Here is a 24,761-nt window from a genome sequence, read left to right as displayed (position 1 = left end):
GAATTAGTAACTTGCCAAATTGATTTCCAACTTTTTATACCATTTAAATGCAATATTAATTCGGAGTAAATAAGAGAGTATGGTTCAAGCTTTATCTACTCAAGCAAATCCTTTCAGTAATTTTTTGAGTCCCGAAGAAATAAGTAAAATAGACGCTTACTGGCGAGCTTGCAATTATCTGGCAGTCGGTATGATTTATCTACGAGATAATCCTCTACTAAAAGAACCTTTAACCCCCAAACACATCAAGCAAAGACTATTAGGTCATTGGGGTTCTTCTCCCGCCCTCAGCTTTACCTATATCCATCTCAATCGTTTAATCAAAAAATACGATTTGAACGCTATATTTCTTGCAGGACCAGGGCATGGCGCACCTGGGGTATTAGCGCCAGTTTATTTAGAAGGGACTTATTCAGAAATCTATCCCGAAAAGAGTGAAGATGAAGGAGGAATGCAGAAGTTCTTCAAACAATTTTCTTTCCCTGGCTATATTGGCAGTCATTGCACCCCAGAAACTCCAGGTTCAATCCACGAAGGCGGGGAACTAGGCTATAGTGTTTCCCACGCTTATGGGGCAGTTTACGACCATCCCGACTTGATTGCCGCTTGTGTTGTGGGGGATGGGGAAGCAGAAACAGGTCCTTTGGCAACTGCTTGGCATTCCAATAAATTCCTTAATCCCATTCGTGATGGGGCAGTATTGCCAATTTTAAATCTTAATGGCTATAAAATTGCTAACCCTACTATCCTCTCTCGTATTAGTCCCGAAGAATTAGACAATTTATTTAAGGGCTATGGCTATACCCCCTACGTAGTCGAGGGATCGGATCCCGAGCAAATGCACCAAAAAATGGCAGCGACGATGGAAGAGTGCATCACTAAAATTCACGAAATTCAGTCAGAAGCCCGTAGCCAGAATAAAGCTTTTCGTCCTCGTTGGCCAATGATTATCCTGCGTACTCCTAAAGGTTGGACTGGCCCATCTGAAGTAGATGGTCATAAAGTAGAAGGATTCTGGCGATCGCACCAAGTTCCTATGGGAGGAATGCACTCGAATCCCGAACACGTCCGACTTCTCGCAGAATGGATGAAGAGCTATAAACCTGAGGAATTGTTTGACGACAATGGGACTTTGATCTCCGAACTTAAAGAGTTAGCACCGGTAGGAATTAAGCGTATGAGTGCTAATCCCATAGCCAACGGTGGTTTGTTACGTAAAGATTTAAAATTGCCTGAATTTGTCGACTATGCAGTGGAGATCGATAAACCAGGCACGGTAGAAGTAGAAAATACCAGAGTCTTGGGTAAATTTTTACGGGATGTCATGAAGAATAACATGACTAACTTCCGTGTATTTGGTCCCGATGAAACAGCTTCTAACCGCTTGCAAGATATCTACGAAGTGACCAAGAAAACTTGGATGGCTGATTACTTACCCGAAGATGAGGATGGTAGTCAGTTGTCTCCCGATGGCAGAGTGATGGAGATGTTGAGTGAGCATACCCTAGAAGGTTGGCTAGAAACATACTTGCTTACAGGCAGACATGGCTTTTTCCACACTTATGAAGCTTTTGTTCATGTCATCGACTCTATGTTTAACCAACACGCCAAATGGTTAGATATCTGCAAAAAACACGTTCCTTGGCGGGCATCGGTTTCCTCACTCAATTTAATGCTATCTTCTTTAGTCTGGCGACAAGATCATAATGGCTTTTCTCACCAAGATCCAGGTTTTGTAGATTTAGTCACCAATAAAAGCGCGGATGTAACTCGAATTTATTTTCCCCCCGATGCCAATTGTTTACTCTCAGTAGCCGATCATTGTTTACGGAGCAAAGATTACATCAACGTCATTGTTTCTGATAAACAGAAACATCTACAATACTTGACAGTGGATGAGGCAATTAAACATTGCACCAAAGGTATTGGAATCTGGGAGTGGGCAAGTAATGATGACTGCGGGAAAGCAGCGGATGAGCCTGATGTCGTGATGGCTTGCTGTGGAGATATTCCGACAATGGAATCTTTGGCAGCTACCGCCATTTTACGGGAAGAATTTCCCGAACTAAAAGTTCGTTTTATTAATGTAGTCGATTTATACAGACTACAAAGCGAAAAAGAACATTCTCACGGTTTATCTAACAAAGAATTTGATATTCTTTTTACTCCTGATAAACCTATTATCTTTAATTTCCATGGCTATCCATGGCTAATTCATAAATTAGCTTATCGCCGTACTAATCAAGAACGGATTCATGTTCGGGGTTACAAGGAAGAAGGTAATATCAATACTCCCTTAGAGTTGGCGATTCTCAATCAAATAGATCGCTTTAACTTAGTCATTGATGTAATTGATCGAGTTGAGAAACTAGGTTCTAAAGCTGTCTATGTCAGAGAGCGGATGAGAAATGAAATTCTTGATAATCTAACATACGCTCACGAACAGGGGATAGATAAACCTGAAGTAGTTAACTGGAAATGGCCATATTAAGACCATATTAGAAATTTAGAAATGGGTGTAGCTCCATTGAGCGAAAAGTGGAGCTACTCTACAAGGTTGAGATGGCGGCAAATAGGATCACCCTCGTTAGGGTTTTGAAGCTATTGAATATTGCGAAATCGACTTCGTGCAAGATACTTGTCTGGAGATCGATTCAGCACTTAGGAAGCCTCAAAGACTCGTTTACCCAAATGTAGTTTTTTCGCCATCTCATAAGTTTGTCCTTGAGACCGTCTAGTACCTAATAATACCTTTACTAGGGGTACTGATAGGGGTGAACGAAAAAAGGCGTGGGAATTAAACAATCTTAGTCGCTTTGAGTAAAGAGTAAAGAGTAACGAGTAACGGCACAAAGCTATTCGTTACTTGTTACTTGTTACTTGTTACTTGTTACTTAAACAACGCGAAAATAAAGTTTTGCCACCGTAAATTTCGCTCACCCTACTGATAGCTGATAGCTAATTAAAGCGTCAAAGATTGAGCATTAGTCTCAACTAAAGTAGCCAAATCTTTCAAGAAAGCTGCTGCTTGTGCACCGTAAATAATACGATGATCGCAGGTGATGTTTACCTTCATCTGGCGTTTAACACCCATCATGCCTGAATCATCAGCGACTAATTGGGGTTTGGAACCACCAACGGCTAAGATTGATCCTTGTCCTGTGGGCAGAATGGCATCAAAGGTATCGACCCCAAACATTCCCAAATTAGAAAGAGTAAATGTGCCAGTGCTGTATTCCTCCGGCTTGAGTTGTTTGGCTCTAGAACGGTTTACGAGATCTTTCCAAGTTCGAGATAAGGAGTAAATATCCATCTGATCTGCATTACGCAATACTGGAGTGATTAAACCACCATCGGGCATAGCTACTGCCACAGCTATATTGATTTCAGAATTGTAACTAATGGCATCCTGACTATAGCTAGCATTAACTACAGGGTGTTGTTTAAGGGTTACAGCGATCGCTTTAGCCAACAACGCCGTCATGGTAACACCCTTAGGCTTAATTTGTTTATAAAGCTTATCTAGAGCATCGGTTGTAATAGTGTAAGCAACATGATAGGTAGGCACTTGTAGGCTTGCTACCATATTTTGTACCACTGCTTTTTGTAAAGTATTGAGAGGTACAGTTTCACCAGGAGTCACACTGGCTGGTGCAGCCACAGGAATAGGAGTAATGCTAGGTGCTGGTGCAGCTATTGGTGCAGTCATAGGTTTAGCAGCTGGGGCAGTTACAGCTTTTCCTGAAGCTTGTTCCACATCGGCTGCCGTAATCCTTCCATAAGGACCGCTTCCTTTGAGAGTTTTTAAGTCTACACTAAACTTTTTCGCCAGCTTCTTCGCTCTCGGAGACGCCACAATCCTGCCAGAACCATTACTACTATTACCTGTAGCAGTTGTAGTAGTACTAGCAGTAGCTACTTTAGCAGGAGCAGTAACTGCAGCGGGAGGTGCTTCTACAGGGTCGCTGGAACCTCCCTGATGGGAGGAGGCTTGTTTTTTGGCTTCTTCAATTTCTGCTTCAGTTTCGGCTATTAGAGCGATCGCACTACCTACGGGTGCTTCTTGACCTGCTTCCACCAAGATAACGGCTAGATAACCCTCATTAAAAGATTCTACGTCCATGTCGGCTTTATCCGACTCTACTACTAAGACCGTTTCCCCTTTTTCTACTTTTTCTCCAGGGGATTTAGTCCACTCAACAATTTTCCCTTCGGTCATGGTGGAACTGAGAGCAGGCATAAATATATCGTGAATCATGGTGTGCGATCTTTACCCTTGTAGTTATTAGTTACTTATTGATAATTAAAATTAAAGAAAGCTAAATAGACTTTCTTAAGCCTTGAGCTATTATTATTCGTTGATTACAACCTATGATAATAACATTTATCGCAGTTCTCTCCTGCGATGAGATCGGAAATTTTAGCTGATATAGCACTACGAGAAAACATTAGGACATTTTCTATTCCCTATTCCCTATTCCCTATTCCCTATTCCCTATTCCCTTTGAACCAATATGTTATGTCCTAAGCTTAAAGCGTAATGCTATAGTTATCAGCTCATTGAAAATTAGCGTTGAGCCAACTTGGGAGTTTTGCCCAATAAACCAGTCATTAACTTCAAAGCAAAAATTTTCAGTGGTCTCAAATTATTCATGCCCCACAATCCCAGACGACGTAGTGCTACTACTGGCAACCAACTATTAGAAAATATCCGATCTAGTAAGTCAGTAAAGCCTAAGATAGTAAGATTTTCTAGCTTACGCCAACCCTCATAGCGTTTAAGAATCTTAATCTTGCCAATATCTTGTCCTTTTTGCTGAGCAGCTTGTAATACCTGCGCTAAACTCGCAGCATCACGAATACCTAAGTTTAAGCCCTGTCCACCAACGGGATGACAACAGTGGGCAGCATCACCCACTAAAGCTAAGCGAGGTTTAATATAGCGATCGCACTGCATGAGCTGTACTGGAAAAACGAGGCGATCGCTAACGAGTTCTAAATCTCCTAAAACGCCTCCAGTATAGGTTGTAAGTTTAGCCAAAAAAGCCTTCTCATCTGACTCAGCCAAAGCTTTTGCTTCAGCATGAGGATGTGTCCAAACGATCTGACAGCGATTTCCAGGTAAGGGCAAGACCCCCATAGGACCACTAGGCCAAAAACGCTCAAAAGCGGTATTGTTTTGAGGAGCTGTATGTTTGATCGTAAAAGCAACACAAGATTGCCAATATTTCCAACCGCGAGTTTTAATCCCTGCCAAACTACGAATGTGCGATCGCGCTCCATCGGCACCTACTACTAGCTTGGTTTTAATTAAACGCTGTTCTCCATTGACCTTAACTTCTACGGTAGAAAAATATTCATCTGTTGCCACGTCAACTACTTCTCCAGGACATAGCCAGGAAATGTTAGGGCAGTCTGCTAAATAGTTTTGTAGAGTGGTTAAAACCACATGGTGTTGAGCAACATAACCCAAATGCTCTCCTGGCAAATCCTTAGTTTCAAACTTGACTGTCTGAGGAAAATCGGCATCAGACAAACTAATATTGCTATATTTCCCGATGTGAGGAAATATTTGTTTCCAAATACCAATGCCTTGGTAAATACGACTCGATAGAGGAGAAAAGGCATAGGCTTGAGTTTTTGCTGCTGCTTCTTGTAAAGGTCGAGCTTCGATAATAATTACCTTTAAGCTAGTACCTTTTAGGGCGGCTGCTAGGGTTGCACCAACAATGCCACCACCGACAATTACTAAATCACAATCAAGGTTTAAAGAATCTGTTTGAATAACTTTGGGTTGTTGTTTGGCTAACATTATTAAGGAAATTTTAAGAAAATAATAATTTATGTATATTTACTTTCTTTATTGTGACGCGATCGGCATTTAAGAACAAGGTTAACTGGAGTTCGGAGTACTCGCTAGGCAAGAAGTTATGCAAAGGAAACGTTTGTACATCACCCTGAAAATTTACCAAAAAAGCTAAGAGTACTAGTACATTTGATTGTACTTATTCTGTCTGCACACCGCTATATTTGACCTTTCTGTACACAAACTGACTTTACTTTGTCATTCAGTTGACACTTTATTGTCATATTTAGCCTGCACAATAGTTAATACTAAACAATTCTATTCAGAATCAAATTGATATCAGAAGTTTTAACTTCTACAATCATGAAAAATTTTGTTTCTTTGATGACATTTTTAACAACTATTACTGTTGGGGGATTATTGGCAACATCAGCCGAAGCAAACTCTATTAAGATAGCCTCAACTTCATTAGCAGAACAATCTCAAATTAATAACGAAACAGCAACTTTAGCTTCAATATCTCAGCTTAACGCTCGCAATACTTGGAATATTCCTGAAAATAATAACTCCGCCGACAACAGCCTAAATCAAATTATTGGTGTAACAGGATTGGCGATCGGCACAGGAGTCATTGCTTATCATTTGTCGAGAAATAATCGACCTTCTTTGGTTAATTCTTTACCCTACAATAATGCCGATACTTTACTATTAGAGCGAGTGAGTCCGAAATTGCGTCAAAAATTACTCCGTTTAGTAAACAACGAGCAAACAGTAAACCGACTTCTAACAGGAACAATGCTGCGTCATGGTGAACGTTCTCCTAACTGGTTAGCGGAAAAAGTGATCTATGATTTAGAGCGCGATCGCCGTTAACATATAACCCAACCTGAGTTCGGGATCAGAAAAGGGACAAGTAGTAAGCTGGAAATAACCACTTTCTATGACCTGAATGTCTAATTCTTATAACAGACAGCAACAAGAGAGAAATGATCTAATATTAGGCTTGTTGCTTTCTTTATTTATACATGGAGCGATCGCCTTAGTTTTATCTCGCTTCAAAGCCAAAGAGTTAGTGTCTGTAGAGGAAGAAAAACTGCTGACTCCTATAACCATTGTCGAACTAGATAAAAAGCCAAATCTAAAAGCATCTTCAAGTACGTCTTCGCCAAATCTCTCCTCTAGATCGACTCAAGATTCTCAAGTTGTTGCACCAAAAGCACCTTCAGAGGCATCCACATTGCAAACAACCGCTATCAATCCTCCACCCGAAGTCAAACCATCACCGACACCGTCAGAATCTCCAGTCAAACCTCCCACAACGCCGAAGACTATAACCGAAACATCGCAAACCAAATCTCCTACAACTGCTACAAAACCTGATTCATCCCTATTAACTAAGAATAAAACTCCAGTTACATCGCCGACTCCAGTAAAGCTAGATGGTAATAGCGATCGCCCGACTGCCGAACCAAAAATAGAACCAACTGAAAATAATAAACCCCTAGAGAATGATAATTTAGCTAAGAAACAACGTATTTCCGCCCTCGATAAACCAGTAAAACCTCCAGCATCCCCATTAAAAAAACCAATAGCCAAAAAGCGATCGCCTAACAACTCAGAACGCAATTTAGAAACTTCGGCATTGAGTAATCCCAGCAATTCTCCTCAAACCAACAGTACGGATCGTAGCCAGACTAATGCTGCTAACAATACCGCTAATGAATCCCCAGCACCTTTATCTATTGCCTGTGAAGACAACTGCCAACCAGAATATCCCGATGTTTTAGATGGCTCAGAAGGTACGGCAGGAATTCAACTGACAATTGATCGTGGTGGTCAAGTTATTGATGCTGAGATTGCCGTTTCTAGCGGTAATTTTCTCGTAGATAACGAAGCTTTAGAAGCTGCCAAACAAATGGAGTTTAGTAAAATCGACCGCGATCGCGCCATAGTCCAAATTAATCTTAGTTTTGCCGTTCCTGATTTGGATGAATGGTGAGGGATTAGTAGTATTCTGTCAATTAAAAATTGACGGGTAAAGGGAAAGGAGAAAAGGTTAAAGGATAGTTTTTAACTGTAAAAATATATCCATCATTAATTAGTTGACGTAGCAGTAGTCTGCCAATTTTGTTTTGATGGATACGAAATTAGCAATAATTGATCTACGACAGGATGTCTTTTGCTTTGAATATTTTTGACTGCTAGATTACAAGATTATTAACTTAACAAACTGCTGAGATAACAACCGCGCGAGACACACATCCAGCAGCATCTATTATTTTGGGCTTTTAAAATCAAAGTGAAGCAAAAATTATATCTAGGGCTAGTTTTAAATTTGTCATTGTTATCTCTCGGCAATATTATTAATCAAGCATCTGCTACCGAACAGCCCGAGCAAACTGAATTTCCTGCGATTACGGTTAAGCAATGGCGATTACCCAAAGGGTACGCTGCGCGAGCGCAGTTAAATAATTCAGCGATAATCATTACCAATGTCGAACTGCAACCGACAGCTACAGGAGTCGAACTGGCGATCAATACTGTTGATGGTAAAAGGCTACGTCGTGTTAAATACAGTCAAGGCAACAGTGTAGTTATTGATTTTGCTAATGCCCAACTTCAGTTAGCAGAACCTAGCTTTGTACGGAAAAATCCCGCGACGGGAATCTCACAAGTAAAAGCGATCGCCTTACCAGGAAATCGAGTTAGAGTTATTATTTCTGGGACAGAAGGATTGCCGACCAGCAAAATAATAACCAGCAATGGTGGTTTGATTGTTAACGCTACCCCACCCCTACCAGTAGCAGATGTTCAAACACAACCAGACCAGGTAATAGATGTTATTGTTACGGCCGAGAAAAAACCCGAACGACTGCAAGATGTACCCATAAGTATTACTTCCATTGGCGAACAAGAAGCAGAAGACGCTAATATTGACAGTTTTAGAGATATTTCCGAGAATACTCCCAACTTTACCACCTATACCCCCAGTCGTAACTTTGTTACTTATAGTGTGCGAGGATTCAGTAACTTTAACTTTATCTCTCGCGACTCGGTAGCATTTTATATTGATGATGTTCCCTATGACTACACTAATTTCTTAGGCTTAAATGTCTACCCAATCGAGCGAGTGGAGGTACTTAGAGGCGCACAGGCTACTCTTTACGGTAGAAATGCTCAAGCAGGGGTAGTTAACATTATTACCAAACCACCAGCGGAGGAGTTGGAATTTGACGGAGGAATTAGTTACGGTAATTTTAACAGCTACGAACTACAGGCTAGCGTCAGTTCGCCGATTGTCAAAGATAAGTTAACTTTTCGTCTTTCAGGACGTTACAACAATCGTGATGGTTTTACGGAAAATACTTTTTTAGATCGAGATATCGATTCCCAATCGGGATTGACCGCAAGAGGTAAGTTACTCTGGACTCCAACAGAAGATTTGAAGGTGGCGTTTAATGCTTCTGTAGACGACTATAACGATGGCGCGCAGCCGTTTGTAGCTTTAGATGCCGAAGATCCTTTTGAGATCGAACAGGAATTTGATGGTTTTACTAATGTTAATACCGATACTCAGTCCGTTAGAGTCGACTATAAGCACGATGCCTTTCGCCTAACTTCCATTTCCGCCAGACGCTTTTCCAGTTCAGATTTTGAAGCGGATGTGGATATTTTTAGTCCACCGACAGACAATACTGCCATTCAAGTATTTGATGTTGATTCCGACTCCCTTAGCCAAGAAATTCGCTTTCAATCTCCCAATCAAAAAAGCAGATTTCAATGGTTAGCAGGGAGTTATTTAGAATTTAGAGATTTTGAGGTTAACGACAGTAGCTTTATTACCGACGCGGGAATAACTCTTACTGAAGCGGAAATTGACGAGAATACCCTAGCTTTCTTTGGTCAAGTTAGCTATAAGCCAGTTGAACCCCTAACCCTAACCGCAGGATTGCGTTATGAGAGTTTTGATAGCACTTTAAACAATCGTACTATTTCCGACTTTACGGGTTTCGGACGCACTGTTACTAGTTTTAATGATATCGAACAAGATGACGATATCGTCCTACCGCGTTTTGTCGCCCAATATCGCTTTAATCCCAATTTAATGACTTATGCTTCGATCGCCCGTGGCTACAAACCTGCAGGAGTGAATTATTTTGCCGATGTGGAAGAGTTGTTAACCTTTGATACGGAAACCTCGACGAACTACGAGATCGGTCTCAAATCTTCTTTCCTCAAAGATCGCCTCAAACTTAACTTAGCTGCTTTTTATAGTCCCGTAAATGATTTTCAAATAAACGCTCTTGATGTCAATAGCTTTGCTCGTCAAGTGGCTAACGTCGATGCAGATATAGCGGGGGTTGAAGTTGAAGTTAAGGCTATTCTCTTTAAAGGCTTTGAGGCGATCGCGGGTTTTGGGTATGTGAATGCCACTTTTGAGGATTTTAGCAATCCCTTTGGTAATGAAGAACTTGAAGATAACAATCTGCCCTACGTTCCCGATTATACCTACAATCTCGCTTTACAGTACCGAGCGGATTTTGGTTTATTTACCAGACTGGAATTACAGGGAGTTGGCACGAGTTTCTTTGATAATCCCAATGAATTTAAACGAGATCCCTATACTTTAGTTAACGCCCGTATTGGTTACGAACAAAAAAATTATGGCATTTATTTCTTTGCCAATAATATCTTCGATACTGAGTATCTAACCACGGCATTTGATTTTGGTTCTCTGGGTCAAATTGCTAGCTTTGGCAACCCCGCCACCTATGGCGTTCAAGTCAAAACTAAATTCTGATCATGAAAAGTAATCGTTCTTCTAATCTATGTTTGTTTAGCCTTTTCTACAATAGTCTGGCGATTAATATCAGCAACTTCAACTTCCTGCTGTTTTAAAAGTAGCTTTTTCTGAGCATCTTGCTCTGCTTCCTCATTGACATCCTCCCACCGCTAAACGCTATCGCGCTATAGCGGGGGATTCCAACTCTCGCAAGTTGGTCTTTCTGCTTCGTCCTGTGCCAACTAGAATACTGTTACCAATACTCCCCGTCGCATCCAGTCCGCAGACATTTTGAACCACGCTATGCCCTAGCGCAGATAATCCTCTGTTTCTAATTTCTTGGCTAGCAAGGAACTTCAATGCAAATAATATTATTTCCTATCAATCCCGATACAAGAATCAAGAGAATTAAACCGCTTCCTATACAAATTAACAGCTCATAGATATCGGTCATTTTTCATCTTTTCAACCACATATAAGTTATAGCCGTACAAAGTTACGTTAGGACAAGTTCATTTGATTGCTCGTAGGTAATGAGTAACGAGTAACGAGTAATGAGCGTCCTAATAAAAGTTCGTATTGCTATACTTGCGATCGCGCTTTGCGCGGTGGCAGAGCCAATCGCGTAGCGTGGGCTTCGCCCAATCGCCTTAATAATCGCGATCGCTTTTGTACCATAGTTATTTTGACTCAAACAAAGATAAAATCACTCTCTAGTAGAACATCAGTGGTGTTTTCTACATATCCAATTAAGTCATTCTGATAGTAAATATCCATACCACCATCAAATTCGGAGAGAGAATAATCGCTAGCACTGCCAAATACTTGAATTTTATCTCCTTCAATCCATTCAAAATCGCTAATAGTTGCAAAGCCAAGTTCTGCGTAATAAACTCCAGACATATCACCAAGTACAAAGATATCTGCACCAACACCACCGCTTAAAGTGTCATATTCTAGTTCAGTCTGACCATAACCGTTGAGCAGATCGTCCCCAGCTTCTCCTGCAAGAAGATCATTACCTGTACCTCCTAGCAAGCTATCATTGCCTGTGTATCCTAGCAAGATATCGTTGCCAAAATCTCCTAATAGCTCATCGTTACCAGTCCAGCCATCTAAAAGATCGTCACCGTCCAAACCAGATAAAGTATCATCTCCTTCATAGCCAAATATAGAATTATCTGTGGCAGTTCCTACCAAATTATCATCAAACAAAGTACCTTCGATAGTAGACATTATTTCTACCTCCTGAAAAAATTGATTGTATAAATTCTTAAACTCTTAATTCCCTATTCCCTGACTCCAGCAAGGTGTATCTCATTAATACGAGAAAAGCTATATTTATTCCTCAAACATTTAGTAAGTTTTGAAGCCAAAATTTAAAAATCTATAGCGGTTCAAAATGAAAAGTTGTGGCTATTAGAGATTGAGGAAACTGTTGTATTTCTTGGTTATATTTTTGGACTGTCTGGTTATATCGCATTCTCTCCACTGCCAAACGGTTTTCTGTACCAGTAATTTCATACTGAAGATTGATGAACAGTGGGCTAGAGTTTAGTTGCTGGTTGGTCGAGGCATAATGAGCAAAATTACGTATTGTTTCGTCTAACTTAGCGATCGCCGTGATTTTTTCCTCTAAATTATCTGCCTTTAAGTAGCCTTGTCTGGCTTGAACTAATTGGGTAATAATTTTTTGTTTGTGATTAGTGTAAGTTTTGCTCAGGTTAACCAACTGAGGAATGAGGTCGGCTCGTCTTTGCAGTTGATTTTCTACTTGTTTTTGGGCAGTTTCAACTCTATTGCTCACAGTAACTAGATGGTTATAAGTAAAGGCACTCCAAGAAGCGATCGCACTAGTCAAAATTAAACTAAAACCAATAACCATTCCCAGGCAAGATTTGACTTTTCTTCGTTGTTCGAGTTGCTGCTGTTGTTGTTGTCCCAGATCGGCGATCGCTTTTCTAATCAGGCGATCGGGTATTTGAACTTCTGAGCCAGCTTGAACTAATTCGGCTACTGTATAAGTCTGATTTTCTGCGGTGTAATATCTGGCTGCTAGTTCCAGTATTTCAGATGCTTTATTGGAAGAGAAGCGGAATTCTGTGGGTTTCATGTTTTTCTAGTTTTGATAATTTTAAAAACCACCTCCTGCACCACCTCCACCACTGGAACCGCCACCAAAACCGCCGCCGCTACATCCTCCACCACTGGAACCGCCGCTAAAACCACCGCCGCTAAAACCACCGCCGCTATATCCGCCACCACTGGAAACGCCACTATAGCCGCCAGAGCTACTGCCATAGCTTTTTCTTTTTTTGCCTTTTCCAGAGCCACTACCACCGCTACCACCGTTGCTTGCAATTACTATGAGAATGAAACAAACAAAGAAAATAAATAGAATAGCTCCGAAACTACTGGTTTGAGCTACAAGTGAATTGGCTTGAGTTGGCTCAATAATCTTAAAAGTTACTTCGGAGGAGTCTTGGATATTAGTAACAGAAAGCAGTACAGAAATTAAGGCATTTGTGCCATCTAAAGTTCCACGGTCGAAGTTACCCTGTTTATATTGGGGGGTGATTTTGGTATCAATAATGTTGCCTACCTTGGCATCAGGTAATATACTCTCAATGCCATAACCAGTTTCAATTTCTACACGTCTGTCTCCTGTTGAAATCAAGAACAAAATACCGTTATCTGACTCAGCTTTTCCAATACCCCAATAGTTAAATAGTTCTGTAGCAAAAGTTTTGGGAGAATCAGCAGGGGAAGTTTCGGGAACAGTTACCACAGCAATTTCCGTACCATTACCTTGCTCTAAATTAGTAATTAGATGATTTAATTCAGTTTCAGTGCGATCGCTGAGAATATCTGCCATATCTGTCACCCAACCGTCATTTGTCTTCTGAGGATTAATTACTTCCTCCACTGTCAAAGCTTGACTAGTAAGAGGAGTTACTAAAACAGTTGAACTAATTAAACCCAAAGTAATGGTTTGCTTAAAAGTAGTTAAAGTTTTCATGATCTGTTAGGTTGCTATTAGCAATTACTAAACTCGATCATCAATATAGTGAAACTTTACTATCAAGCCAATCCACAAAATATAGAATTTTTTTTATTGGTTTCAAATAATAACTAGAACAAAAGTGGAATAAAACTGGAATTTTTATTGTTTTTATTATTTGGATCTACTTTTAGTCTTAGACTATATATGATAAATAAAACTTGAGGAGAGTTGTCCATATGTTATCTCTACTTGGATACGACCAAACATCTTGGAATAAATTTCTTGAAGCTAAAGCTGTGGAGCTAAATCTAACACCAGCTCAAACTAGAGTTTTTTTAACACGATTTTCTCAAGATAATTGGCTGCATAAAATAGAAGATATTTGGCAACAAAGTGATGTAAATAGTTGTGAAGCTTTTACGAAACATTCAACAAAAATTTATCAAAAATTCAAACCTTATTGTTTTACTCTTAGTAAAGGTGCAGGAAATTTTACTATTTTAAGGGATTGGTTATTACAAGATTTTAAAAATTATCCACTAGAAAGCTATCAGCTATCAACGGCAAATCATCTGAATAACACCTATTTAATTGAAGGATCAAAACAGTGTCAATTAACTGTAGCCTCAGAATGCTATCAAACTATTTTGCAACCAGGAGCTTTAATCAGAATAAAAGCCCCCAGCAAAATGGGTAAGACTTCGCTGTTGAATAATGTTCTTGCCTATGCCGATAAACAAGCATATCGAACAGTTCATATTAATTTATTACAAATAGAACGAGATAAATTTAGTAGTTTAGAGCAATTTTTACGTTGGTTTTGTGTTTACCTTAGTGATTCGCTAGATGTTAATCATCAATTAGATCGATTCTGGAATGAAGATCGGGGAAGTATGCTCAGTTGTACCCGATATTTAGAGATGTTATTACAAGATAATGATACTCCTTTAGTTTTGGGGTTAGATGAAGTAGATCGTCTATTAAATTACCCAGATATTAGTCAAGATTTCTTTTATCTATTACGGAGTTGGCATGAAGAGGCGAATAATGATGAGCTTTGGGAACAATTAAAATTAGTGGTCGTGTATTCTACGGAAGACTTTGGCTCTCTAGATATAAACCAGTCTCCTTTTAACGTTGGTTTGCCTGTTGAATTGCAACCCTTTAATCAAAAACAAGTAGAAGAATTAACCCAGCTATATCAATTAGATTTATCTGCTCAAGATATTAAATATTTAATGCAGATAACTGGAGGACATCCTTACCTAGTTGATTTAGCCTTGTCCCATTTAGTACATAATCCAGAACAAAGTTTAGCCGAACTATTACAACAAGCTGCAACAGATATGGGAATTTATAGTAGCTATCTTCGACAGCATTTAATTAATTTGAAATCTAACAGTAAATTAACCAAGGTGTTTCTCGATATATTAAATAGTCCCGAGCCAATACAAATAGATACTCTTTTAGCTTATCAACTTTATCGTATGGGATTAATTCAATGGTCTAAAGGAGGGAATCGGGTTATTCCTAGCTGCGATCTATATAAACTGTATTTTCCTCCAAGACTCAGCAATCAGTAATCAATAAAAATGTTTGATTTTTATAAAGTTGGGGGAAGTTTGCGTTACGGACATCCAACTTATATTCAAAGACAGGCCGATCGCGACATATATATTGCTTTAAAACAAAAAGAGTTTTGCTATGTACTAAACTCTCGGCAAATGGGTAAGTCTAGCCTAAGGGTACGGACAATGAAAACTCTTGCCAACGAGGGTTTTAAATGTGTGGCGATTGACTTGGGTATTTTAGGGAGATTTACTACAGCAGAGCAGTGGTATGGCGGCTTGGTTGCAGAATTATGGCGTAGATTGCGCTTAAGCAATGGGATGGATGACGATCTTAATTGGTGGCGATCGCATTTGGAATTACCGCCAGTGCAAAGGTTTAGTCGCTTTATTGAAGATATTTTATTAGTTAATTGCACCGCAGATATTATTGTCTTTTTGGATGAAGTCGATAATATTATCAATTTAGATTTTCGCGATGAGTTTTTGATCTTAATTCGGGACTGTTATGAAAAAAGAGTTGAACAACAGCAATACCGTCGTTTAACCTTTTGTTTGTTAGGAGTAGCGACTCCTTCTAGTCTCAGGATAAACAAACAATTAAGTCCCTTTAATATTGGTCGAGCTATCCAACTGACAGGATTTAATTTTACTGAAGCGCAACCATTAATATCGGGTTTGGCAGGTCGATTCAGTCAACCAGAAGCTATTTTAAAAGATATTTTGTCCTGGACAAAAGGACAGCCTTTTTTAACCCAAAAACTTTGTTCTTTAATAGTTCGCTCTGCTGAAGAAGAGCCAATTTATATTCCTCAATTAATTCAACATCGCCTAGTAGATAATTGGGAAATTCAAGATGAACCAGAACATCTTAGAACGATACGCGATCGCCTGTTACACAATCAAAACCATAAAGCTAGACTGCTTACTGTCTATCAACAAATACTCAAACAGGAGGGCATAACCATTGATGGTAGCGATGAACAAGTTGAATTACGCTTAAGTGGTTTAGTTACCTCCCAAGAGGGTAAATTAAAAGTTAGTAATCCCATTTACGAAAGAGTTTTTAATCAACAATGGGTTAGCCAACAGCTATTTGCGATGAGTCCCTTTCAAGATGCGATCGCAGCTTGGTTAAAATCTCAACGTCAGGATCGATCTCGTTTATTGAGAGGAACAGCTTTAGCAGAAGGACAAACCTGGGCTAGGAAGCACAGTATCAGCTCAACTGAAAGAAAATTTTTGCAAGCTAGCGAAACTTTAGCCGTTGAAGAGCAAAGACAGGCGAAATTAGCTCAAAAAGCTGAACAAGTTGCCAGACAACTAGCACAGAAAAAAAGATTAGTAAGGTGGCAAAGATTATTTATTCTTTTTTCTTTGGCGATGATTACAGGATTTTATCTCAAATCTCGTCAAGCTAATGTGACTAGTATTGCCAATCTTGTTCAGTCAAGTGAAGCTCTCTTTGCTTCCGAGCAAAAACTTGATGCCCTGATTGCAGCCATTAAAGCCAAACAACAGTTACAAAAATCCTGGCGAGTCAACCAAAATTTAACTCAACAGGTTGATGCTGCTTTGCAACAAGCAGTATACGAGATCGAAGAATACGATCGTCTTTTAGGACATAGCGATCGCCTTTATGGTTTGGCAATTTCTAACGATGGCAAACTCATGGCTTCTACTGCTACCGATCAAACTGTTAGACTATGGATAAAAAAATCATCAGGTTGGCAATTTAGTCAAGAATTAACAGGTCATCAAGGTTGGGTATTAGATGTAGCAATTAGTCCTAATGGTAATACTATTGCCTCTGGTAGTCGCGATCGCACAGTTAAATTATGGAGTCAAACGGGCAAGTTACTGGATACACTACAACATCAGCAGCCAGTTACAAGTGTAGCTTTTGACCACAATAATCGAGTAATTTCTGGTACCGAAGATGGTGAGATCGCAATCTGGCAACAGGGTAAGCCAATTCAAACTTTAACAGAACATACCGCAGCAGTAGAGGCGATCGCCATTAGTCCAAAAGGAGAGATTATTTCAGCCAGTGAAGATAAAACTCTTAAAATTTGGCGATCGGGAAAAGTAATTAAAACTCTGAGAGGACATACTGAAGGAGTTCGAGATGTGGCAATTACTCCTGATGGCACAAAAATAATCTCTGGTAGTCGGGATAAAACCCTAAAAATCTGGGACATTAAAGGTACACAAATAGCTACTCTTAGGGGACATTTAGCTTCTGTATATGGCGTGGCAGTGAATCCACTCAATAACCAAATTGTCTCAGCTAGTGCCGATCAAACCCTAAAAATTTGGGGGAGCAACGGCACGGAAATCTCTACTTTACGAGGACATACTAATCGAATTTGGGATGTCGCTTATACTGCCAATGGTCATATTGCCTCAGCAAGCTGGGATAAAACCATCAGATTATGGCAACCTGAGAATGACCTGAAAAAAGTCCTATCTGGTCATCAAGATGTGGCGATCGCTCTTGATTATGATTCCAATATAATTGCTTCTGCTAGCGACGATAAGACAGTAAAGCTTTGGGACAAACACGGAACTCTCCTCAAAACTTGGCGCGGTCATAGTGCCGAAGTCTATGATGTAGCAATTAATGACCAAACCATTGCAACCGTTGGTGCAGATAAAACTCTTAAAATCTGGCAACCTAATAGCAATGTAGTGAATACAATTAACGCTCATAAATCTTCAGTTTGGGCAGTCGATCTCAGCTCTGATGGTACTAAAATTCTTACTGCTGGCAACGATAGCATTATCAAAATCTGGGATATTGATGGTAACTTATTACATCAACTTAAAGGACATTTACAAAAAGTCTGGGATGTAGCTATTAGTCCTCAAGATAAATATCTAGTCTCTGGTAGCGAAGATAACACGGTAAAACTATGGGATCTTCAAGGTAATTTTTTAGATACCCTTGAAGGACATGAAGATGCAGTCAGGGCAGTCGCTATTAGTGCTGATGGTAATCTGGTAATTTCCGGTAGCGAAGATCGTAGTATCAAAATTTGGAATCGCAAGGGAAAAATAGTCACAACTTTAGAGGGACATCAAGCTGCCGTTAAAGGAGTCGCAATCGGTCGCGATAATCAATATCTTGCTAGTGTTGATGATGATGGCAAGATATTTCTTTGGCAGCAATATCAACAAACTTGGCAGCATTTTAAAATATTACAAGGACACGATAGTTCCCTTTGGTCGGTGGCATTTAGTCCTGATGGTCAAACTTTAGCTACTGCTGGAGAAGATTCCCAAGTTATCCTCTGGAACTTAGACAAAATTTTCAACTTAGATCCTCTAGAATATGGCTGTCAAAAGGTTAAAAATTATCTATTCTATCTTGCAGAAATTGACCCAAAAAATCGCCATGTTTGTCATGAGTAAATAAAGTTCTATTTTCAGACTAAACGGGAAAACCCAGAACATTCAATTCCGTTCAATTTAAAAACTAAACGGGAATTAAAATTAAGAATACGAAGTTTCCAGGAAATAAATTTAATGAAAGTACCTATTCAAAAAACTTCAGCACTTACCATAGAAGAATTTTTAAAATTACCAGAAACCAAACCAGCAAGCGAATACATTGATGGAAAAATTCAACAAAAGCCAATGCCACAGGGGAAACACAGTACTTTGCAAATTGAATTAGCTTCTGCTATCAATCAAGCGGGAAAAGCTAAAAAACTAGCTTATGCTTTTACAGAATTGCGCTGTACTTTTGCAAGACGCTCTATAGTTCCAGATATAGCTGTATTTGAGTGGCAAAGAATTCCTTTAGATGATAATGGTCAAATCGCTAATAGATTTAAAATAGCCCCAGATTGGACAATTGAAATTCTCTCACCCGAACAATCAGCAAATAGAGTAATTCGGAAAATTGTATTTTGTGTTAATAACGGTACGAAATTAGGCTATTTAGTAGATGCTGATGATGAATCAATTACAGTCTTTCAACCAAATTGTTTGCCAGAAGTAAAAGAAAAACAAGATATATTACCTGTATTAAATGTTTTGCAGAATTGGCGACTAACGGTAGAAGATATATTTAATTGGCTAAACTTTTCCTAACTGCTTGTATGACAAATTTTCTCTCTGTAGGCGAACAAAGATTTATAATCTGAAAAACTAAAACTATTTAACGATCATGAACTTAAGAAAAGTAATTTTACCTTTGATTCTGAGTTTGTCTTTCTTGTTTGGAGCTTGTCAAGAATCAACTCAAACCCCTGAGAGTGAAGGATCAGAAAGCCCAGTTAGTGATGAGAGTGAAGATGCAGGCGAGGCCATAGAAGATGCGGGTGATTCTCTTGAAGATGCAACTAATTAGTCAGTTTTCACCCCAGGCAATTGCTCCTGTACGACGTAGGTCGGCAGCAGCAGTCAAACCCGCAGTGGGATGAGCCATAGCAGCTTGAACTCCTCCAAAATACATGGAATGTCCCTTAAATTGACGACTTGTTAAATTGAGTGCATTCACATTCAAACCAGTTTCAAAAGCAATCGTAGGAGAACTATTGAACACTTCAAAGTGCAATCGAGGATGGGATATAGCTTGCTCTAAGGATAAATCTAAGCTAATAAAATTAAAGAGGACTTGAGCGATCGCAGTAGTAATGCGGGATGCTCCTGGAGAACCAATTGCCAACACGGTGCCATTGTCATGACGACAGATAGTAGGTGCCATATTAGAAGTGAGGCGACTACCTGGAGACAAGTCATGTAAGCCTTGAGGGTGTAACTCAATTTCGCCTAAAGAATTATTCAGCCATAGCCCTGTACCTCCTGCCATAACTCCCGAACCATATCCAGAAGAAGCAGAGATAGAACAAGCTAAACCATCACTATCTACAGCAGAGATATGAATTGTAGAGGGAGATTTAGTTAACTGTTGCCAATTATCTTGAGCTGCCAGTGAAAGTAAATGAGCTGCCTGTTGCCCAATTTGCTCCTCGGTTACTCCTTCTAAGTAATTGCTGCGATATTGTAGTACTGCCTGTTGAATCTCAGCTATTTCTTTGACTGTCACTGCATTCCATTCATGTAGCGATCGCTGGTCGATTAACGATAGCATAGCTGCTAAACAAACACCACCAACTGCGGGAGGAGGATTAGTAGCAATTGACCAGTCTCCGAAGTTAATGATAATTGGCTCTCTTTCAATAGCTTCATAGCTAGTCAAATCTTCGGCAGTAAGTAATCCCTGATTAGCTTGAATTTCTGAAGTGATTTTCTCTCCCAATTCTCCGTGATAGAAAATATCTACTCCGCGATCGGCAATCATCTCCAAACTATGGGTTAGTCCAGGAATGTGAACTCGATCTCCGTGTTTTAGATGGCTACCGTCTGCTTTATGGATAACTCGATAACTATCGGGATGCCAGCCAAAAATAACTTGATGAGTATAGGAAAAATATTCTGCTGCCACACTAGACAAAGAAAAACCTCTTGCTACCTGCTGTTGTGCGGGACTGACTATTTCCGACCAAGGAACATTACCATATTTTTCTGCTGCTAAACCCAAACCAGCAAAGATTCCAGGAGTAGCTACAGAACCATAGCCAACCATAGTACTAGTACCGCCTCCGTAAGCAAAAAATGCCTCTTTCATGCCACTACCAAACTTGACTGAATCCAATCCCCGTCCAGGCATTTCTGCATAGGCATCAATCGTAATCGGGTTTTCTCCCTGTCGCCAAATAGTAATAAACCCGCTAGCACCAGGGGAAATAATCCCCAAGTTAGTACACATAGAACTTAGAGTAGCTGCAATAGCAGCATCAACAGCATTACCGCCGCGATTAGCGATCGCAGCACCAGCATCGACTACAATCTGGGCATCAGAAGCAATAATAACTTTTCGTGGCATAAATAATTGGTGTCACTCTCGGCTCGCATTTATCTTACTATCACACAGAAAAGTTACAAGCTATTATGAAGATTTTGCAACCATTCAGACTCTATTTAAATCATTTATTTATTTAATTAATTAGACATTACCAAACTGATGATATTTAAATTTCGATATAATACTTGTCTATAGCTAACTTTAGTCAAAACTATAACAAACTAACTATTAAAAACCCAAAACCATATACAGAAAGACTTTAAAACTTTAGTTGATAACAGTTTTACATTACAGGTTTGGTAGAGCCTTTTATTGAAAGTATATGAATAATGAAATTGACTTTGAATCTGGAAAAAATATAAATAATAAGTATAAAATTCTCAAAAAAATCGGAGAAGGAACTTTTGGTGAAACTTACATAACTCAAATCATACATCAACCAGGTAGTTTGTGTGTCATCAAAAAACTTAAGTCCAAATTTGAAGATCCTGAAATTTTGCAAGAAGCAAGAAGTCGCTTTTTAAAAGAAATAAGAACCCTAGAGCTTTTAGCTGCAAATCCTCAAATACCAGAGCTTCTAGACTCTTTTGAAATCAATGGTGAATTTTATCTAGTTCAACAATGGATTGATGGACAAAATATTCTTGAAGAAATAGAAGAACAAGGTAGCCTATCTGAGATCGAGGTCATCAAATTATTGCAATCTACTTTAGAAACATTAGATTTTGTTCATCAACAAGGCATTATTCACCGTGACATCAAACCTTCAAACTTAATGCGAAGAAAAGAAGACGGTAAAATTTTTCTAATTGACTTTGGAGCAATGAAACAAATACCCACTCTATGTTTCAATTCTAAAACTCAAAACTATTTTACAAAAATTATCGGTACACGAGATTATATGCCCATCGAGCAACTTAGAGGTACTCCAACCTTTAGTAGTGATATATATTCTTTGGGGATAACTGCAGTTTATGCTTTGACTGGGCAAAAACCTGAAATTGAACTTAATAGTAATGAAAGTTATGGTTTTCCAAAATGGCAAAAAGATGACAATGTAAGCAGGGAATTAGAGTCTATCTTAGACAAAATGATTCATCCTAATATTTATAGAAATCGTAGCGGTTTATGTCGTTATCAATCTGCCCTTGAAGTCCTCCAAGATTTAGAGCCTTTACTCAAAATCCAAGTTACCTTAGGAGGTCGCTATAAAATTTGGCAATATTTAGGCGGTAGTATCTGGGGATATACTTATTTAGCAGAAGATATTTATGCTAGACATCTACATTCTCAGTGTATAGTCAAAAGCCTAAGACCACAAAATAACAGGTTATCCCATGACGCTGAAGAAAGATTTAATAAAGAATTAGCAGTTTTAAGAGCATTAGGTGAGCATGAACAAATTCCTGGATTTTTCAATGAATTCGCTGAAAACGAAGAAATTTATTTTGTAAGAGAATTTATTAATGGCAACGATCTAGCTCAAGAAATTAAAAGTAAAAAAAAATTAGAAGAAAATAATGTTATTAGAATTCTATTTGATGTCTTAGAAATTTTACAGTTTGTTCATGGTAAACGGATTATCCATCGGGATATAAAACCCTCTAACTTAATTAGACGGGCCTCTGATGGAAAAATTGTATTAATTGATTTTGGGGCAGTCAAAGAAATTGTTCAGTTATCTTCTAATAGTAGTAGAATAACTCTCTCAACACAGGCTGTAGGCACAGAAGGGTATATGTCTCCAGAGCAAAGTTCTAAAAGACCAATTTTTGCCAGTGATATATATGCTTTGGGGATGACTGCAATTCATCTACTCACTGGGAAACATCCACAACAATTCCAGACAGATCCAGAAACTGGCAAACTATTATGGCGTAATGAAACCGAAGTCAGTCAAGATTTAGCAGAAATTTTAGACAAAATGATCAAGGTTGGATTAGGAAAAGGAGGACGTTACCAATCTTGTGATGAAGTTTTATCGGCTTTAAAACGTAAGTTTAACAAAATAAAATTAAATTCAAGTAGTAAAATTCGTTCTCAAGGTAGAATGAATATTCTACATAAAATAAACTGGAAAATATCTATTCTTTCGCTTTTTACTATTTTGCTTGTGATCACTTTGTTGTCTAAGTTAACCACAAATAAAGGTTATAAATATACTTTTAGAGAAGGTGTAGAATTAGTCAAGCAAAAAAAATATCATGAAGCAATTGCAAAATTCGATGAAGTATTAGCAATCAATGCTAATTACTATCAAGCTTTAATCAATCGAGGAATTGCACAAGGTTACTTAAAGCAATATGCGGATATGCTAGCCTCTTGTCAGCTAGCTATTACAATTAGGAAACATGATAGTTATGCTTGGAATTGTAAGGGAGAAGCATTACATAATCTCAACAGACATGAAGACTCATTAATTAGTTTTAACAAAGCAATAGTTCTTAATTCTCAAGATCCTTATTATTGGTTTAACAAGGCAGAATCATTGCTAGCTTTAAAGGAAAATCAACAAAGTATAGAGTCTATTGATAAAGCAATTTCAATCGTTGAAGAAAGTAGTGAAGGGATAACAGATCCTACTTTTCTATCAATACTTTACTCTTCCAAAGGTAGAAATTTACGAGAGATCAAGCAATATGATCAAGCGCTGGCAGTATATACTCAAGCTTTAGAATTGAATCCCAACTATTTTCCTGCTTTGCGAGATGTGGGAATTGTTTTTAAAAATTTGAAGCAATATGATCAAGCTAGAGATCAATTTAATAAGATTATCGATAGCCAAAAATTTACTGATGAGCAAAAAGCTCAGGTTTACTACTTTAACGGCTTAACTTGGTGCGAACAAAAAAATTATCCGATGGCTCAAGATAGTTTTGACAACGCTTTAAAAATCAAACCTGATTATCAATCTGCTGAAAAAGCCAAGGCAGCATGTTGGAACTAACAACATAAATCAAAACAGGGTGAGAAATGCTCACCCTACTACTCAAAATTTTACGCAAATCAAGCAATTTTAGAAAGGCCACCATCCACGACCTCGAGCCGAATCCCAAAAGGAAGGAGTAATATCAGTATACATCCGACTTACTGTTCGACTATCAGGACGAGGATTAGATTGCTTAATACTATTATCGAGCATATCGTATAAAGCCAAGGTAGGATCTGTGCCCTGAGCAAGAGTAAACAATATCTCTGAGCTATAACTATCGCATTTACTTCCTCTTCTAGTAACTGCACAAACTACAGATTGTCCGCCATCAATAGTATCGCTAGATAAGTAGCTGATATTATCTGTTTTATAGAGTTCTTGCAATTTGTTGGCTGTAGTCTGACACTTACTGATTGCCTCGTTTGGAGAAAAATATTCAGGTAGAAACTGAAGAATAGTATCTTCTTGAGTACTGCCTTTTTCTATTAGACTAGCAACAATAGTTGGAGTACCTTTGTTTGCCTTACAAGTAACATCAAAAGTACTAGCATTACTAGGTTGAGTTGAGGTTGCTATAGCTAGCAGAGGAAATGCAGAAATTGTTATCAGTTTTAGAGCTTTATTTCGCCATTTATTCATAATAATCTATCCTTTTGTGAGTTATTTACCGTCTAAGATCTACAGAAAATTTCGGCAATATTCTATTATTTTCATTATTTTCATTACAAAAGGTGCAGTTTTATGTTTTAAATACGATTAAAGTTCCGTAAATATGCAACTATTGTAATATTGC

General features: G+C 38.7%; 16 protein-coding genes. 9 read left to right on the top strand and 7 right to left on the bottom strand.

The features are described 5' to 3' along the window. Positions 1–79: 79 nt before the first annotated feature. Positions 80–2,491: a phosphoketolase gene (locus PLEUR7319_RS0119285; protein ID WP_019506869.1), complete on the top strand. Its 2,412-nt coding sequence runs from the start codon at positions 80–82 to the stop codon at positions 2,489–2,491. Positions 2,492–2,962: 471 nt separating this feature from the next. On the opposite strand, the gene PLEUR7319_RS0119280 is transcribed toward PLEUR7319_RS0119285, so the two are convergent. Together PLEUR7319_RS0119280 and PLEUR7319_RS0119275 are read right to left on the bottom strand one after the other, a co-directional pair. Further along, positions 2,963–4,258: a dihydrolipoamide acetyltransferase family protein gene (locus PLEUR7319_RS0119280; RefSeq protein ID WP_026102645.1), complete on the bottom strand. Its 1,296-nt coding sequence runs from the start codon at positions 4,256–4,258 to the stop codon at positions 2,963–2,965. A gap of 309 nt (positions 4,259–4,567) precedes the next feature. Beyond that, entirely contained in the window at positions 4,568–5,812 is a 1,245-nt protein-coding gene (locus tag PLEUR7319_RS0119275; RefSeq protein WP_019506867.1) for an FAD-dependent hydroxylase, read from the bottom strand. 357 nt (positions 5,813–6,169) lie between these two features. Between PLEUR7319_RS0119275 and PLEUR7319_RS36060 the strand changes: the two genes are divergently transcribed. From PLEUR7319_RS36060 to PLEUR7319_RS0119260, 3 genes are all read left to right on the top strand, one after another. Next, positions 6,170–6,679, top strand: a complete 510-nt coding sequence (locus PLEUR7319_RS36060; RefSeq protein WP_019506866.1) for a hypothetical protein — start codon at positions 6,170–6,172, stop codon at positions 6,677–6,679. A 76-nt stretch (positions 6,680–6,755) separates the two neighbouring features. Next, a complete protein-coding gene (locus tag PLEUR7319_RS0119265) occupies positions 6,756–7,805 on the top strand; it encodes an energy transducer TonB (protein WP_019506865.1) in 1,050 nt (349 codons plus the stop codon). Between the two features lie 300 nt (positions 7,806–8,105). Next, positions 8,106–10,607, top strand: a complete 2,502-nt coding sequence (locus tag PLEUR7319_RS0119260; RefSeq protein ID WP_019506864.1) for a TonB-dependent receptor domain-containing protein — start codon at positions 8,106–8,108, stop codon at positions 10,605–10,607. Positions 10,608–11,279: 672 nt separating this feature from the next. On the opposite strand, the gene PLEUR7319_RS36055 is transcribed toward PLEUR7319_RS0119260, so the two are convergent. The 3 genes from PLEUR7319_RS36055 to PLEUR7319_RS38950 all read right to left on the bottom strand — a co-directional run bounded on the left by PLEUR7319_RS36055 (position 11,280) and on the right by PLEUR7319_RS38950 (position 13,608). Then, positions 11,280–11,825, bottom strand: a complete 546-nt coding sequence (locus PLEUR7319_RS36055; RefSeq protein WP_019506863.1) for a calcium-binding protein — start codon at positions 11,823–11,825, stop codon at positions 11,280–11,282. A 151-nt stretch (positions 11,826–11,976) separates the two neighbouring features. Beyond that, a complete protein-coding gene (locus tag PLEUR7319_RS36050) occupies positions 11,977–12,702 on the bottom strand; it encodes a LemA family protein (RefSeq protein WP_019506862.1) in 726 nt (241 codons plus the stop codon). A 21-nt stretch (positions 12,703–12,723) separates the two neighbouring features. Beyond that, positions 12,724–13,608, bottom strand: coding sequence for a YgcG family protein (locus PLEUR7319_RS38950; protein WP_019506861.1), 885 nt, complete (start codon positions 13,606–13,608; stop codon positions 12,724–12,726). A 221-nt stretch (positions 13,609–13,829) separates the two neighbouring features. On the opposite strand from PLEUR7319_RS38950, the gene PLEUR7319_RS36035 reads away from it, so the two are divergent. From PLEUR7319_RS36035 to PLEUR7319_RS0119225, 4 genes are all read left to right on the top strand, one after another. Continuing rightward, positions 13,830–15,176: an AAA-like domain-containing protein gene (locus PLEUR7319_RS36035; RefSeq protein WP_019506860.1), complete on the top strand. Its 1,347-nt coding sequence runs from the start codon at positions 13,830–13,832 to the stop codon at positions 15,174–15,176. A gap of 9 nt (positions 15,177–15,185) precedes the next feature. Next, a complete protein-coding gene (locus tag PLEUR7319_RS0119235; protein ID WP_019506859.1) occupies positions 15,186–18,575 on the top strand; it encodes an AAA-like domain-containing protein in 3,390 nt (1,129 codons plus the stop codon). Between the two features lie 114 nt (positions 18,576–18,689). Beyond that, complete coding sequence (locus PLEUR7319_RS0119230) at positions 18,690–19,259, top strand: Uma2 family endonuclease (protein ID WP_019506858.1); 570 nt, start codon at positions 18,690–18,692, stop codon at positions 19,257–19,259. 76 nt (positions 19,260–19,335) lie between these two features. After that, positions 19,336–19,518 carry a hypothetical protein gene (locus PLEUR7319_RS0119225; RefSeq protein ID WP_019506857.1) on the top strand — a complete coding sequence of 61 codons (183 nt, stop codon included), beginning with the start codon at positions 19,336–19,338 and terminating at the stop codon, positions 19,516–19,518. Here PLEUR7319_RS0119225 and PLEUR7319_RS0119220 read toward each other — a convergent pair whose 3' ends face one another. Then, positions 19,519–21,057: a gamma-glutamyltransferase gene (locus PLEUR7319_RS0119220; RefSeq protein ID WP_019506856.1), complete on the bottom strand. Its 1,539-nt coding sequence runs from the start codon at positions 21,055–21,057 to the stop codon at positions 19,519–19,521. 301 nt (positions 21,058–21,358) lie between these two features. Here PLEUR7319_RS0119220 and PLEUR7319_RS0119215 point away from each other — a divergent pair, with 301 nt between their 5' ends. Then, positions 21,359–23,983: a protein kinase gene (locus PLEUR7319_RS0119215; RefSeq protein ID WP_019506855.1), complete on the top strand. Its 2,625-nt coding sequence runs from the start codon at positions 21,359–21,361 to the stop codon at positions 23,981–23,983. 69 nt (positions 23,984–24,052) lie between these two features. Here PLEUR7319_RS0119215 and PLEUR7319_RS36030 read toward each other — a convergent pair whose 3' ends face one another. Further along, a complete protein-coding gene (locus tag PLEUR7319_RS36030; protein WP_019506854.1) occupies positions 24,053–24,607 on the bottom strand; it encodes a COP23 domain-containing protein in 555 nt (184 codons plus the stop codon). Between the last annotated feature and the right edge of the window lie 154 nt (positions 24,608–24,761).

The organism is Pleurocapsa sp. PCC 7319 (assembly GCF_000332195.1).
Classification (GTDB): Bacteria; Cyanobacteriota; Cyanobacteriia; order Cyanobacteriales; family Xenococcaceae; genus Waterburya.
The sequence above is the reverse complement of the archived record's forward strand: the minus strand, read 5'-3'. Positions and strand labels throughout refer to the sequence as shown.